At 30.9% G+C, this 14,320-nt stretch carries 14 protein-coding genes and 1 other RNA gene; 4 read left to right on the top strand and 11 right to left on the bottom strand.

Annotated elements, in window-relative coordinates; genetic code table 11:
* Nucleotides 1-9: 9 nt before the first annotated feature.
* The 10 genes from fumC to atpB all read right to left on the bottom strand — a co-directional run bounded on the left by fumC (nt 10) and on the right by atpB (nt 10,315).
* Entirely contained in the window at nt 10-1,404 is a 1,395-nt protein-coding gene (gene fumC, locus ETU08_RS08345) for a class II fumarate hydratase (protein WP_146262573.1), read from the bottom strand.
* Nucleotides 1,405-1,506: 102 nt separating this feature from the next.
* Nucleotides 1,507-3,330, bottom strand: coding sequence for a membrane protein insertase YidC (yidC, locus tag ETU08_RS08350; RefSeq protein ID WP_146262574.1), 1,824 nt, complete (start codon nt 3,328-3,330; stop codon nt 1,507-1,509).
* Entirely contained in the window at nt 3,308-4,966 is a 1,659-nt protein-coding gene (locus tag ETU08_RS08355) for a CTP synthase (RefSeq protein WP_146262575.1), read from the bottom strand. The genes yidC and ETU08_RS08355 overlap by 23 nt, the downstream gene beginning before the upstream one ends.
* Nucleotides 4,967-5,038: 72 nt before the next feature.
* Nucleotides 5,039-5,136: signal recognition particle sRNA small type (ffs, locus tag ETU08_RS08360), an RNA gene on the bottom strand.
* A gap of 187 nt (nt 5,137-5,323) precedes the next feature.
* Nucleotides 5,324-6,190 (bottom strand): ATP synthase F1 subunit gamma, encoded by an 867-nt coding sequence (atpG, locus tag ETU08_RS08365; RefSeq protein WP_146262576.1) that lies wholly within the window; start codon nt 6,188-6,190, stop codon nt 5,324-5,326.
* A gap of 33 nt (nt 6,191-6,223) precedes the next feature.
* The gene (gene atpA, locus ETU08_RS08370) at nt 6,224-7,801 is read right to left on the bottom strand and encodes a F0F1 ATP synthase subunit alpha (protein WP_146262577.1); all 1,578 of its coding nucleotides are present in this window, start codon (nt 7,799-7,801) and stop codon (nt 6,224-6,226) included.
* 32 nt (nt 7,802-7,833) lie between these two features.
* Entirely contained in the window at nt 7,834-8,376 is a 543-nt protein-coding gene (atpH, locus tag ETU08_RS08375; protein WP_146262578.1) for an ATP synthase F1 subunit delta, read from the bottom strand.
* Between the two features lie 2 nt (nt 8,377-8,378).
* Nucleotides 8,379-8,873, bottom strand: a complete 495-nt coding sequence (locus ETU08_RS08380) for a F0F1 ATP synthase subunit B (protein ID WP_146262579.1) — start codon at nt 8,871-8,873, stop codon at nt 8,379-8,381.
* A 110-nt stretch (nt 8,874-8,983) separates the two neighbouring features.
* The gene (gene atpE, locus ETU08_RS08385) at nt 8,984-9,181 is read right to left on the bottom strand and encodes an ATP synthase F0 subunit C (protein WP_185145075.1); all 198 of its coding nucleotides are present in this window, start codon (nt 9,179-9,181) and stop codon (nt 8,984-8,986) included.
* An 18-nt stretch (nt 9,182-9,199) separates the two neighbouring features.
* Nucleotides 9,200-10,315: a F0F1 ATP synthase subunit A gene (atpB, locus tag ETU08_RS08390; RefSeq protein ID WP_146262581.1), complete on the bottom strand. Its 1,116-nt coding sequence runs from the start codon at nt 10,313-10,315 to the stop codon at nt 9,200-9,202.
* A 677-nt stretch (nt 10,316-10,992) separates the two neighbouring features.
* On the opposite strand from atpB, the gene ETU08_RS08395 reads away from it, so the two are divergent.
* The 4 genes from ETU08_RS08395 (at nt 10,993) to accC (ending at nt 13,686) form a co-directional block, all read left to right on the top strand.
* Nucleotides 10,993-11,478: a YceD family protein gene (locus ETU08_RS08395; RefSeq protein ID WP_146262582.1), complete on the top strand. Its 486-nt coding sequence runs from the start codon at nt 10,993-10,995 to the stop codon at nt 11,476-11,478.
* Between the two features lie 31 nt (nt 11,479-11,509).
* Nucleotides 11,510-11,710, top strand: a complete 201-nt coding sequence (gene rpmF / locus ETU08_RS08400; RefSeq protein WP_146262583.1) for a 50S ribosomal protein L32 — start codon at nt 11,510-11,512, stop codon at nt 11,708-11,710.
* Between the two features lie 117 nt (nt 11,711-11,827).
* Nucleotides 11,828-12,307, top strand: a complete 480-nt coding sequence (gene accB / locus ETU08_RS08405) for an acetyl-CoA carboxylase biotin carboxyl carrier protein (RefSeq protein ID WP_146262584.1) — start codon at nt 11,828-11,830, stop codon at nt 12,305-12,307.
* Between the two features lie 20 nt (nt 12,308-12,327).
* Nucleotides 12,328-13,686, top strand: coding sequence for an acetyl-CoA carboxylase biotin carboxylase subunit (accC, locus tag ETU08_RS08410; protein WP_146262585.1), 1,359 nt, complete (start codon nt 12,328-12,330; stop codon nt 13,684-13,686).
* 54 nt (nt 13,687-13,740) lie between these two features.
* On the opposite strand, the gene ETU08_RS08415 is transcribed toward accC, so the two are convergent.
* Complete coding sequence (locus ETU08_RS08415; protein ID WP_146262586.1) at nt 13,741-14,307, bottom strand: IS1096 element passenger TnpR family protein; 567 nt, start codon at nt 14,305-14,307, stop codon at nt 13,741-13,743.
* Between the last annotated feature and the right edge of the window lie 13 nt (nt 14,308-14,320).

The following is a 14,320-nucleotide window of genomic DNA, read 5'->3' on the forward strand; positions in this document are numbered from 1 at the left end:
ATTTATAACTTATTTTAAACTACCAACCATATCTTCCGGGCGTACCCATTTATCAAATTCATCCGAAGTGACAAATCCTAAATTAATAGCTTCCTCTTTTAAAGTAGTTCCATTTTTATGTGCTGTTTTTGCGATGATAGCAGCCTTCTCGTAACCGATATGTGTGTTTAGTGCTGTTACAAGCATTAAAGAGTTATCCAACAGCTCCTTTATTCTTTTATGATTGGGCTCAATACCGGTTGCACAATGAGCATCAAAAGAAAGGCAGGCATCTCCCAATAGTTGAGCAGATTGAAGAAAATTATAAGCCATTACAGGTTTAAATACATTTAATTCATAATTTCCTTGAGTGCCAGAGAACGTAATTGCTGTATCATTACCTAATACTTGCGCACATACCATCGTCATAGCTTCATTTTGGGTAGGATTAACTTTACCTGGCATTATGGAAGATCCTGGTTCGTTTTCAGGAATAAACAACTCTCCTATTCCACTTCTAGGTCCAGAAGCCATAAGCCTTATATCTTGAGCAATTTTAAATAAAGAAACTGCTAATTGTTTAAGTGCTCCATGAGTTTCCACTATGGCATCATGAGAAGCTAAAGCTTCAAATTTATTAGTTGCTGTAACAAAAGGTAATCCGGTAAATTTTGAAATATATTCAGCAACTTTTACATCGTATCCTTTAGGGGTATTTAAACCAGTTCCTACAGCCGTACCTCCCAATGCTAATTCGCTAAGATGTGGTAAAGTATTTTCAATTGCTTTAATGGCATAATTAAGTTGAGCTACATAACCAGAAAATTCTTGTCCTAAAGTCAATGGAGTAGCATCCATCAAGTGGGTTCTCCCTATTTTTATAACTTCTTTAAAACTTTCAGCCTTTAGTTGTAACGTATCTCTTAATTTTTTTACTGCGGGCAAAGTATGTTCCACCACTTTTTTATAAGCGGCTATATGCATAGCCGTTGGATAGGTATCGTTGGAAGACTGTGATTTGTTTACATCATCATTGGGATGGATACAACTTTTTTCTCCCAATTTCCCACCTTTCAATACCCATGCACGATTAGATATAACTTCATTAACATTCATGTTGGATTGAGTTCCTGAACCGGTTTGCCATATAACTAAAGGAAACTGTTCGTTTAACTTATTATCAAGAATTTCATCACAAACACTTGCTATTAAATCTCTTTTTTCTGAAGATAAAACTCCTAAAGATTCATTGGCATAAGCAGCCGCTTTTTTTAAAATTGCAAAAGCATGTACGATTTCAACAGGCATTGACCCCTCAGGTCCAATCTTAAAATTATTTCTAGATCTTTCAGTTTGAGCTCCCCAATATTTATCTTCTGGAACTTTAACTTCTCCCATGGTATCTTTTTCAATACGATAATTCATATTTTTAATTTTATTATTTTATTAAAGTTACAAACTATAATTCTATTGTTAAAAAGAAAGACAGCCCAATTGGGCTGTCTTTTATCATGTTTATTTAATATATTATTTCTTATTCTTGGCTTGCTGTTGCTGTGCTTGCTCCATCATTTGTTGCATTTTCTGTTGCCATTTACTTTTCTTCTTCGCAGGCTTTAGTTTATTTTCTTGCATTTTAGCATGTATCTTCTTCTCATCTATGAAATAATTTTTTATTAATATAATTAAAAGAATATTTATAACATTGGAAACTAAATAATACCATGATAATCCTGCAGCATAGGAGTTTAACCAAAAAATAAACATCACTGGCATTAAGTACATCATAAACCTCATATCAGGCATACCTTCTTGTTTAGGTGGCTGCATGGTTGAGGTAGACATCTTTGTATAAATTAATAAGGCTATACAATACAATAATGTAAATAAACTTATATGATTTCCATAGAAACTTGATAAAATAGGTATATGGGTATTCCATTGATAAATGGAATCGTAAGCGGTTAAATCATTGGCCCATAGGAATGATTTACCTCTCATTGCTATATTATTAGGAAAGAATCTAAACAAGGAATAAAAGATAGGAATTTGTATTAATGCAGGTAGACAACCGGCTAACGGATTAACACCTGCCTTCCTATACAATTCCATGGTTGCTTGTTGTTTTTTTAATGGATCTGCATTTTTATTCTTCTCATTAATTTCATCCAATTCCGGCTTAAGTATCCTCATCTTTGCTCCTTGTATATACTGTTTGTACATAATTGGAGAGGTTACTAACTTAACAACAATCGTCATTAAAAAGATTATCCATCCTGCGGGTATTCCAAATTTTTCTAAAAATTGATAAATCCATAAATAAAATATACATAACCATTTCATCCAACCAAAAGGAATATTGTAAGAAAATTGTTTGCTTATTTCATTATTATCAGCTTTATAAGATTTTAGAAGATCGTAATTTAAGGGCAAGAAATTCCAAGTATAATTTTCATTAATTTCACCCTGGTGAATAGGAACTATAGAAGTAAATGTAAATTTCTTAAGATATTTAGAAGTATCTTCATCCTTGGTTTGTTCTCCTTTTGAATTATGAAATCCATTTTTTGCCTCTAAAATGGTAGCAAAAAACTGTTGTTTTACACTTATCCAATCAATTTTATCTTTGTCTTCTGTAAAGCCGTTGGTATCATAATCGGTTTGTTTATAATCATTTAAACTATATCTATATTCAGTATAAATAAGTTCTTGAGATCTACCCTTTTCTAATGCTATTGCATTTTGTTGCCAATCTAAAGTAGCATTCTTACCTGATGTAATTTGTGATAATCCTTGAGTTTTAACGTTAAAATTTAAAGAATATTCTCCGTAAAGTTTGTAGATGAATTGAATGTAAGATCCATTGGCAAGGTTTGCGGTAAATGTAGCTTCATCTTTTCCAACTTGGGGAGTAAAGACTAAATCTCTAGTATTAATAATCTTTCCAGTTTTATCTTTAAAAGAAATATTAAAATCTGTGTTTTCTTCATTAACTAAAAAAAGATCTTTCTTATGCGATTCGTTAGCCTCGTCATAAGCCGTCCATTTCTTTAATCTTACTCCTCTTAGCTGTGCTCCTTGCGTACTAATTTTTATATCTAATTGCTCATTAGAAAAAGGAATTAGTTGAACTTTTGCTTCTTCAATAGAATCTAGTTGAATGGGTTTGGTTGTTACGGTTGATTGCTCAATTTTATTTTCTGAAGCAATTGTTTGTTTTTCAACCTTCTGATCTTCTAATATGGTTTTTTGCTGTTGTTTACTTGAATAAACTAAAAATCCGATTAAGATTATACCTATAAGTATAAAACCTATAATTTGATTTTTATCAAAATTGCTTTTTTGTTGCATTTTTTATTTTATTATAATTTTGATAATCTTGAGCAGCTTTTATAAGAGCTAAAAATAAAGGATGTGGTGTTGCCACTGTACTCTTATATTCTGGATGATATTGAACTCCTATATAGAACGGATGATCTTTTACTTGAATAATTTCAACCAATCCTGTTTCTGGATTGGAGCCTATAGCTTCAAGACCGTTTTTTTCAAACTGTTCTTTATATTCACTATTAAATTCGTATCTATGTCTATGTCTTTCTTTAATACTAAGATTGCCATAGATTTTTTCAGCTAACGAATTTTCTTTTATTTTACAATCCCATGCTCCTAACCTCATGGTGCCTCCCTTATTGGTGATATTTTTCTGTTCTTCCATTAAACAGATCACTGGATTTTCAGATTGTACATTAAATTCAACACTGTCTGCATCTTCATAACCTAATACATTTCTTGCAAACTCTATGACAGCAATCTGCATTCCTAGGCATATTCCTAACAATGGAATTTTATGAACCCTTGCATACTGACAGGCTGTAATTTTACCAGCTATTGCCCTATCACCAAATCCTGGGGCTATAATAATACCATCAATCCCTTTTAATTTATCCGAAATATTTTCGGGTAGAATATCTCCACTATATATCCACCGTATATTCACTTTTGTTTCATTCGATGCTCCTGCATGTATCAGTGCTTCAACAATAGATTTATAAGAATCTTGTAAAGAAACATATTTACCCACTAAAGCAATTTCAAGTTTATTTTTCGGATTTTTATATTTAGTAAGAAAATCGTTCCATTGCGTTAAGTCAGGTTCTTTATTGTCTTCATTAAAACCTAATTCTTTTAATACTAAGGTATCAAAATTTTGTTTTTTAAGGTAAAGAGGTACTTCATAAATGGTTGATAGATCTTTGCTTTCAATTACATGATCTATGTTCAAATTACAAAATAGCGCTAATTTAGAACGTACATCTTTAGGAATGTCATGCTCAGTTCTACAAACTAGAAAATTAGTTTGCAAACCATTTTCCATTAATTGACGTACGGAATGTTGCGATGGTTTAGTTTTTAATTCGCCACTAGCCGCTAAGTATGGTACTAAGGTTAAATGTACAACTATTGAATTTTGATAACCTAATTCCCATCTCAATTGTCTTACAGTTTCTATATAAGGTAAGGATTCAATATCTCCAACGGTTCCACCAATTTCTGTAATAATGATATCAAAATCCCCGCTTTTACCAAGTATTTTAATACGTCTTTTGATTTCATTGGTAATATGAGGGATCACTTGAACAGTTTTACCTAAAAAATCTCCTTTTCTTTCTTTTTCAATAACCGTTTGATAAATTTTCCCGGTGGTTACATTGTTATTTCTACTAGTTGGAGTATTTAAAAACCTTTCATAATGTCCAAGATCCAAATCGGTTTCTGCACCGTCTTCAGTCACATAACATTCCCCATGCTCATAAGGATTAAGGGTTCCTGGATCTATATTTATGTATGGGTCTAATTTTTGAATAGTGACTCTATAACCTCTTGCTTTTAGCAACATTCCCAAAGATGCTGCAACAATCCCTTTCCCTAATGAAGAAGTAACACCTCCTGTAACAAAAATATATTTGGGAGTCAATGGGTCAGACATAATTTTTAAATTTTTTAGAGATGTATTTTTAATATTTATGGATCTAAATTGTATTCCGTTAGAACCAATAAAAAAAGGCAAGCTACCTGCATCACACCGCTACAACCGTTTACCTTTGCTGCGTTCCCACCCTGGAGGATTCACAGGAGCTGGTTGTGCAGGACTTGCCACTGCAAAAATAGAAATTTTTGTAAAATATCCAAAATAATAAAGAATAATTATTCCATAAAAAGGCTAAACCTCTAGTTTTTGTATGATTATCAAGCCTATACATCTTAGTAAAGCGTATAGACTTATGAGCATAAAAAAAAGATTGAAATATACTTTCAATCTTTTTTTATGCTTAGTAAATATTTTTTAGCTTTCCAAAGCTTGAGCTCCACTAACAATTTCAATAAGTTCATTGGTGATGGATGCTTGTCTAGCTTTATTATAAGAAATAACCAACTGATTTTTTAAACTTTTTGCGTTATCTGTAGCGGATTGCATTGCAGACATTCTAGCACCATGTTCAGCTGCATTTGAATCTAAAACGGCTTTATATAGTTGAATCTTCAAAGTATTTGGTATTAATTTTTCTAAAATTTCTTTTTTAGACGATTCAAATATATAATCGGAATGAATCTTTGCTGAAATTTCTTCTTTATCTAATTGTAAAGGTAAAAATTGCTCAACTTTTAATAATTGAACTACCACATTTTTAAAACTATTATAAACTAAATCAATTTTATCATATTCTCCTTGAATAAATTTATCGATAAGTTTTTCCGATATTTCAGAAGTGTTTTTAAAATTTAAAGAATCCCAAAGTTCACTATGGTTTTCGTTAATAGAGCAAGTTTTACTTAATAAATCATTCCCTTTTTTACCTATAGTAAGTATATCTACCTGTATACCCTTATAAGTTGTATCTATTAATTTTTTTACCGCTTTAACAACGGTTGAGTTAAATGCTCCTGCCAACCCTCTATTGGAGGTAATAACAACCAATAGTACTTTCTTAATTTCTTCTCTATCCTTATATTCAGAACCGTAATCTTCATCAATGGAAGATGTTATATGTGTTAAAAGTTCCTGCATCTTTTCAGAGTACGGACGCAATTTTTGAATCGAATTTTGGGCTCTTTTTAGTTTTGCAGAAGAAACCATCATCATAGCACTAGTAATCTGCATGGTAGAGTTTACAGATGTAATTCGATTTCTAATTTCCTTTAATGTTGCCATTTTTCTGTATTATAATTCTATATACAATTAAAGTTACGAATACATTTTAGCAACCTCTGATATAACTGAATCTAAAATATCGGTTACTGAATTATCAATTTTTCCTTTTTTTATGTCTTTTAATGTATCAGAATATTTGGTTCTTAAGATGTCTGTTAAGTTATCTTTAAAGTTTTGAACTTTATTAACAGGAACATTTTTAAGTAAATTTTTTGTTCCTGCATATATAATTGCAACTTGTTCCTCTACAGGCATAGGTGAATTTACCGATTGCTTTAGTATCTCCACATTTCTCTCTCCTTTAGCAATTACTGCTGCAGTTGCTGCATCCAAATCTGAACCGAATTTTGCAAATGCTTCTAATTCTCTATATTGTGCTTGATCTATTTTTAAAGTTCCAGAAACTTTTTTCATGGATTTAATCTGTGCAGCCCCTCCTACTCTTGATACTGATATACCCACATTTATCGCAGGACGTACTCCTGAATTAAACAAATCAGATTCTAAGAATATTTGACCATCTGTAATCGAAATTACATTGGTTGGAATATAAGCCGATACATCTCCTGCTTGTGTTTCAATAATGGGTAATGCGGTTAGAGAACCTCCACCTTTAACTATATTTTTTAATGATTCAGGCAAATCATTCATTTTAGAAGCTACCTCATCGTTCGCGATTACTTTAGCCGCTCTTTCTAATAATCTTGAATGCAAATAGAAAACGTCACCGGGATAAGCTTCTCTACCTGGAGGTCTTTTTAATAATAATGAAACTTCTCTATAAGCAACTGCTTGTTTAGACAAATCATCATACACTATTAAGGCTGATCTTCCAGTATCTCTAAAGAATTCTCCTATGGAAGCTCCAGCAAAAGGCGCATATACCTGCATAGGTGCAGGATCCGAAGCATTCGCTGCAACGACTACCGTATATGCCATTGCTCCTTTGTCTTCAAGTGTCTTTACTATTTGTGCAACGGTTGATGCCTTTTGTGCTATAGCTACATAAATACAATAAACCGGCTCTCCTCGGTCATAAAATTCTTTTTGATTTAATATAGTATCTATAGCTACTGTTGATTTACCCGTTTGCCTATCACCTATAATTAATTCTCTTTGACCTCTTCCTATAGGAATCATAGAATCTATGGAAATAATGCCTGTTTGTAAGGGTTCATTCACCGGTTGACGAAATACAACTCCAGGTGCTTTTCTTTCAAGAGGCATTTCATACAATTCTCCTGAAATTGGTCCTTTCCCATCTATGGGTTGCCCTAAAGTATCCACAACTCTACCAATCATACCTTCACCAACATTAATGGAGGCTATCGTTTTAGTTCTTTTAACGATATCTCCTTCTTTAATGCCTGTGGATTTCCCAAACAACATTACCCCCACATTATCTTCTTCCAAGTTTTGAACCATTCCTTCTAAACCATTGGAAAAACGAACAAGTTCCCCTTGTTCAGCCTTACTTAACCCATATATACGAGCAATTCCATCACCTACTTGTAATACGGTACCTACTTCATCTAATGAAACATCTTTATCAAAATTTGATAACTGTTGCTTTAATATTGCAGAAACTTCTGCTGGATTTATATTTGCCATTGATTATTTTTTATAGTTTTATAAAGTAGTATTTAATATACTTTTTCGCTTAGTTTTTTCTTAATATTAAATAATTTGGTTTTAACACTTGCATCTACTTGAAAGTCCTCCATCCGTAAAATATATCCTCCAAGCAAGGATTCATCTACTATATTCTTAACTATCGATTTCTCAAAATTTATTTTGGGTGTTGATTTTAAAATCTTAGCAATTGTTTCTTCTTCCAAAGATATTGCTGAAACTATTTCCACTCTTTGAGTACCTAAATATTCATCATTTAACTTAAGAGTTTCCCTAAAGATGTCTAGCAATATATTTTCTCTCTTATGTTTGAGTACTAAAATTATAAAATGTTGAAATGTTTTCGTAAAACTTTTAAATATTTCTTTCGAGATTTCAATCTTTTTAGACGTCTCTATAATCGGAGATTTTAAAAATAATTGAAATTGTTTATTTTGCTCAATATTTTCAGTTGCTACTTGTAACTCTTCAATTACAACTCTTTCTTGATTTTCAGATATAGCATAATTCCATAAACCCAATGCATATCTTTTTGCTAATCTTGAAATTCTCATGGTTAATTTAATTTTGACTGATTAACTAAAGTATCTACCAATTTTTTTTGCTCGTCGGTTGAGGATAGCTCTTTTTTTAGTACCTCTTTTGCAATAGCTACTGATAAATCAGCTACTTCAGATTTAATTTGGTTAATCGCCATAACTCTTTCTCTATTGATACTTTCTTTGGCAGAAGTTATAATTTTTTCACTTTCAGAATTAGCAATCTCTTTCGCTTCACTTATAATTTTATCCTTAACTTCTCTAGCTTCTTTTAAAATACTTTCTCTTTCTAATCGAGCTTCCTTTAAAATTTTATCATTTTGTGCTGTAAGTTTCGCCATTTCATCCCTTGCATTTTTAGCTTCATCTAAAGATTTTTGTATTGAATTCTCCCGATCTTCCAATGCTTTTAAAATAGGTTTCCATGCAAATTTTTTCAATAAAATTAACAAGATAATAAATGAAATCGTAGTCCAAAAAACAAGACCTATATTAGGGGTTAATAAATCCATTTTTTAATATGCTTTTGTATTTTATTAAATTATATTAATCTTTTAATAAGAAACCCGAATAACCAACCGTTAAAATTTCGGGTTTCTTATATTTTAAATCTCTTGCCGTCTTATTTAATTAAAGACACAACTATTGCAAATAAAGCTACTGCTTCAATCAATGCAGCTAATATTAATGCAGAAGATTGGATTTTACTTTGTGCTTCAGGTTGACGTGCTATAGCTTCCATCGCTTTAGCACCAATAATCCCGATTCCAAAACCTGCTCCGATTACAGCTAAACCTGCTCCAATTACTGATAGTTCCATATTGATTTATGTTAAAAATTAATGATTTTCGTGATGTTGTTCATGATGTTCTTCTGTTGCATTACCAAAATACAAAGCAGATAAAGTGGTAAAAATGTATGCTTGTAAAGCTGTTACTAAAATTTCAATCATACTTATAAAAACTACTGCTACAATTGAAGCTGGGGCTACCATGTAGGTTTTAAATATAAAGATTAAAGAAACTAAACTTATAATGATAATATGTCCTGCAGTTATATTGGCAAACAAACGAACCATTAGTGAAAATGGTTTTGTAAACATCCCTATAACTTCTATAGGCGCTAAAAATATTTTCATAGGAACAGGTACTCCTGGAGCCCAGAAAATATGTTTCCAATAATTTTTATTCCCACTAATAGTTGTTATTATTAATGTAATAATTGCAAGAGTAAATGTTACTGCTATATTCCCTGTTACATTTGCTCCAAATGGAAAGAATGGAATAATCCCCATTAAGTTATTTAACCATATAAAGAAAAATACAGTCAATAAGTATGGCATATATTTTCTATAATTTTTTAAGCCTATATTAGGTATAGCTACCTGATCTCTTATAAAAACTATAACAGGTTCTACCACAGATGCTATTCCTTTAGGTACCCCATTATATTTGTTAGATTTATAGTAATTCCCTGCGGTTATAAATATTAAAATTAATACAAGCAATGACATCCACATACTAAATACATTTTTAGTAACTGAAAAATCCCAAGGTGCTTGATTCATTGGATGATGATTTTCGTCCAGATTTACAATATTTGGAGTATTTGAAATATATTCTCCATTCGCGTTTTTCTGTGTATAAGCGTAATAAATTTTCTCATGAAACTTAATAAATTTCATACCTTTTTTTTCAACTACAACCTGCCCACTATCATCACAATGAAAATCTTTGGAAGAAAAAGTAACTAAACCATTTTCTGTCCATAAAATTATGGGTAAAAATAAAACATTATTACCCCAGATATCAAATTGATGAGAATCTTTTATGTGGTGCATTGCAACCTCAGTTGGATTAAATTCATCAGAATTCTCCGAAGCTTTTGCATGTAAATGTGAAAAATTACATACAAACAATAACATTGTCAAAAAAAATACAATCAGTCTTTTCATGTTTATTTCATTCGTAGGTTTGCAAAGATAAATATTTTCATAACATACACAATTATATATTTTAATGTAGATAATTAATAAAATTTAACATTTTATTTTTTTAATTTTATTCTTTTATTAGCTTATGAATATAAAATATTTCTATAAACATAAAAATCATATATAGAAATAGTAAGTACAAAATTCTATCACTTACCAATTCTCTAAATTTTATGCAAAAACCTAAAAGCACAGCATTTTTTATAATTGTCCCTAATAAATAGATAAAAAAACTATTATCCTTCCCTATATGATTTAATAGATATACGATAAAAAAAACAAATGCTGACGATGAACAAATAATTACTAAGGAAACTAAGTTAAATTTTAAAAATTCACTATTTATAAAAAAAGAAAATATAATAATAAATATAGCTATAATTACATTCATCATTATATAGTTTATTACTAATTTACTCATTTTTTTATCAATACTTAATTTAAATAATTTTTGATTCAAATATATAGAGATTTTCAGGTTAATTTAATTAGTGTTTATACTACCTTTAAAAATATATAATTTAAATATCAAATCTCTTTTTTAATTTCATTTTTTTGGACTATAATTAAAGTTTAAATTATAAAAATTTGTAATATTAAAAGTATTAACTAAATTTGCCGATGTTTTCTCATGAAAAATGGATAAATTAAGCAATTACGATATTTCATTACACTCACTAAAACTAGGAAATAACGCTATAAATTTGGTTATTTCTCAACATTTTTTTGATTTATTTGATTTCAATCAAGAATTTAGTGATCCAAATGTCAATGTAAATATAAATATTGTTAAACATTCTTCTTTTTTTGAGCTAAACATGGATACAATTGGAACTGTTATATTAAGATGTGATATTTCTGATGATGAATATGAACAACAAATTAAAAATAGCATTAAAATACTTGTGAAATTTGGTGAAGAATTCAACGATGAAAATGAAGAAATATTAGTTCTTCCACACGGTTCACATAGTCTCAATATTGCCCAATTCGCATATGAAGCAATCTTGTTATCTATTCCCATGAAACGCATACATCCTCGTTATTTAAACGGACATGAAGATAAATACACAGAATTATTGGATAAGTATAGTCTTCCCAATGATTCAATATCAAATAATTAAAAATATAAATTTAAACTATATCTAAGGAATTATGGCACATCCTAAAAGACGTCAATCAACAACAAGAAGAGATAAAAGAAGAACTCACTACAAAGCAACAGTTCCTCAATTAGCAAAATGTTCTGCTACGGGAGAATTACATTTATTTCATAGAGCCTATTGGCATGAAGGGAAACTTTATTATAGAGGTAAAGTTGTAATGGAAAAGGCTACTGAAGAAGTAGAAGATTAATTTATTTTTCTTAAGTTTAAAATTATATAAAGCCATTTAATTGTATTATTAAGTGGTTTTTATATTAGAAGATATACACAATTCTTTTCTACATTTACAATAATTAAAAAAGTTCATATGGACATTAAAGATATTCAAAATTTAATTAAATTCGTTTCTAAATCCGACGTTGCAGAAGTAACATACAAAACTGATGAGTTTGAAATTTCTATTAAGACGAATAAAGATGCTGTAATATATAATACTAACATGCCTCATGCTTCGCATGCTATGAATATTGCACCAACTAATACTATTAATTCTCATACTACAGCTCCAACTACTTCTGAAACAGAGATAAGTAACGATACTTCTAAACTAATTACTATCAAGTCTCCTATGATCGGAACCTTCTATAGAAAACCTGCTCCTGATAAAGATTATTTTGTGAATGTTGGAGACAATATTAATATAGGTAATACGGTTTGTGTGATTGAAGCTATGAAATTATTCAATGAAATTGAATCTGAAATATCCGGGAAGATCGTTAAAATATTAGCTGAAGATGGGTCCCCAGTTGAATTTGATCAACCTTTATTTTTAGTAGATCCTTCATAATTAATCAAAAATTTAAATTTATGTTTAAAAAAATTCTGATAGCTAATCGTGGAGAAATTGCTATGCGAATTCTTAGATCTGCTAAAGAAATGGGGATTGAAACCGTTGCGGTATATTCTACTGCAGATGCAAATAGTTTGCATCTGCGTTTTGCTGATGAGGCAGTATGTATAGGTCCACATTCAAGCAAAGATTCATACTTGAAACAAATTAATATTTTAACTGCTGCTGAAATTACTAATTCAGACGCAATTCATCCAGGCTATGGATTCTTATCTGAAAATGCTAATTTTTCCCGTTCTTGTCAAAAAATGGGAATAAAATTCATAGGTGCTACTCCTGAAAACATTGAAAAAATGGGAGATAAAGCTACTGCTAAAGAAACGATGAAAAAGGCGGGTGTTCCTACTGTTCCTGGTTCTGACGGATTGATCCCTTCTTATGAAGAAGCTGCAAAAATTGCTGAAGAAATTGGATATCCCGTTATGATTAAAGCAACTGCCGGAGGTGGAGGTAAAGGAATGAGAGCCATATGGAAGAAGGAAGAATTAGAAAAAAATTGGGAAGCTGCGGTACAAGAGGCTCAAGCAGCGTTTGGGGATGGTGGAATGTATATGGAAAAATTAATTGAAGAACCCCGCCATATTGAAATACAAATTGCCGGTGACCGTTTTGGAAATGCCATACATTTATCTGAAAGAGATTGCTCAATTCAAAGACGTCATCAAAAATTAGCAGAGGAAACTCCTTCTCCTTTTTTAAGCGATGAGCTTCGAAAAAAAATGGGTGATGCTGCTATTAAAGCAGCTAAATATATTGGATACGAAGGTTTGGGTACCATAGAATTTCTGGTAGATAAACATCAAAACTTCTATTTTATGGAGATGAATACCCGTATACAGGTAGAACATCCTATTACTGAGCAGGTGACTGGTCTAGATTTATTAAAGTTGCAAATTGAAATCGCTTATGGTAAAAAAGTACCATCTACAAACTTTTATCCAAAAAATCATTCTATTGAATGTAGGATTAATGCAGAAGACGTATACAATCAATTTTTACCATCGCCTGGAAAAATTACTAACTTGAATATTCCGGGAGGGATTGGTGTTCGTGTAGACACGAATGTCTATCCTCATTATAGCATCCCGCCGTTTTATGATTCTATGATTGCCAAATTGATTGTGGATGCGCCCACACGAAAAGAAGCTATTGACAAAATGAAACGTGCTTTGGATGAATTCTATATTGAGGGGGTTAAAACAACTATTCCTTTACACAGACAGCTTATGGAGGATCCTAATTTTATTGAGGGTAACTATACTACTAAATTTATGGAAGATTTTGTACTAGATAAAAAATATGAATATGATTTATAATTTATATTTTTAAATGTATTAAAAAAAGCTATTCTTTCGAATAGCTTTTTTTAATTATTTTTCATCTTCTTCATCTTCATATAGATCACCATAAGTATCATCTTCCTCTTCATCCTCATAAGAATCTGCCTCATCTGCATCAAATTTAATACTTACATCATCAACAGCAACCACATCTCCAAAGTCTTCAATATTTGTAGAGGAAGCAAATTTTTTATCGGGAGCTTTTAAAGGCATTTTTCCAAATCTATAAACAGTTAAAGGGTAATTAACCACCGGCTTTTTTTCAATGATTTCGGTTAGTTCTACATAGAATGACCACATTTTAATAAAGTCATAAACAAATAATAAACGATCTCCTATTTTGGCTAACGCTTCTTTAACATAAACATCAGACATCGTTTCTCCATCTCCATCCTCAGACATATCTTCAAGAGGGATCTCCTCGCCTTGGCTCCATTTTTCGTCTGATTTATAAAATGATGCCAACTCCTCCCCTTGTAAACTAAAAGCACTTTTTATACCTTCATAAAGATTCCACAATGTCTGGGTTCCTTTTATTTCAATATCTCTAAAAACATCCTCTTCTGTTTCAAGAATAACTCTTACCTTATAAATCATAATTGTTTTTGAT

The sequence above is a fragment of the Apibacter muscae genome, assembly GCF_007845635.1.
Classification (GTDB): domain Bacteria; phylum Bacteroidota; class Bacteroidia; order Flavobacteriales; family Weeksellaceae; genus Apibacter; species Apibacter muscae.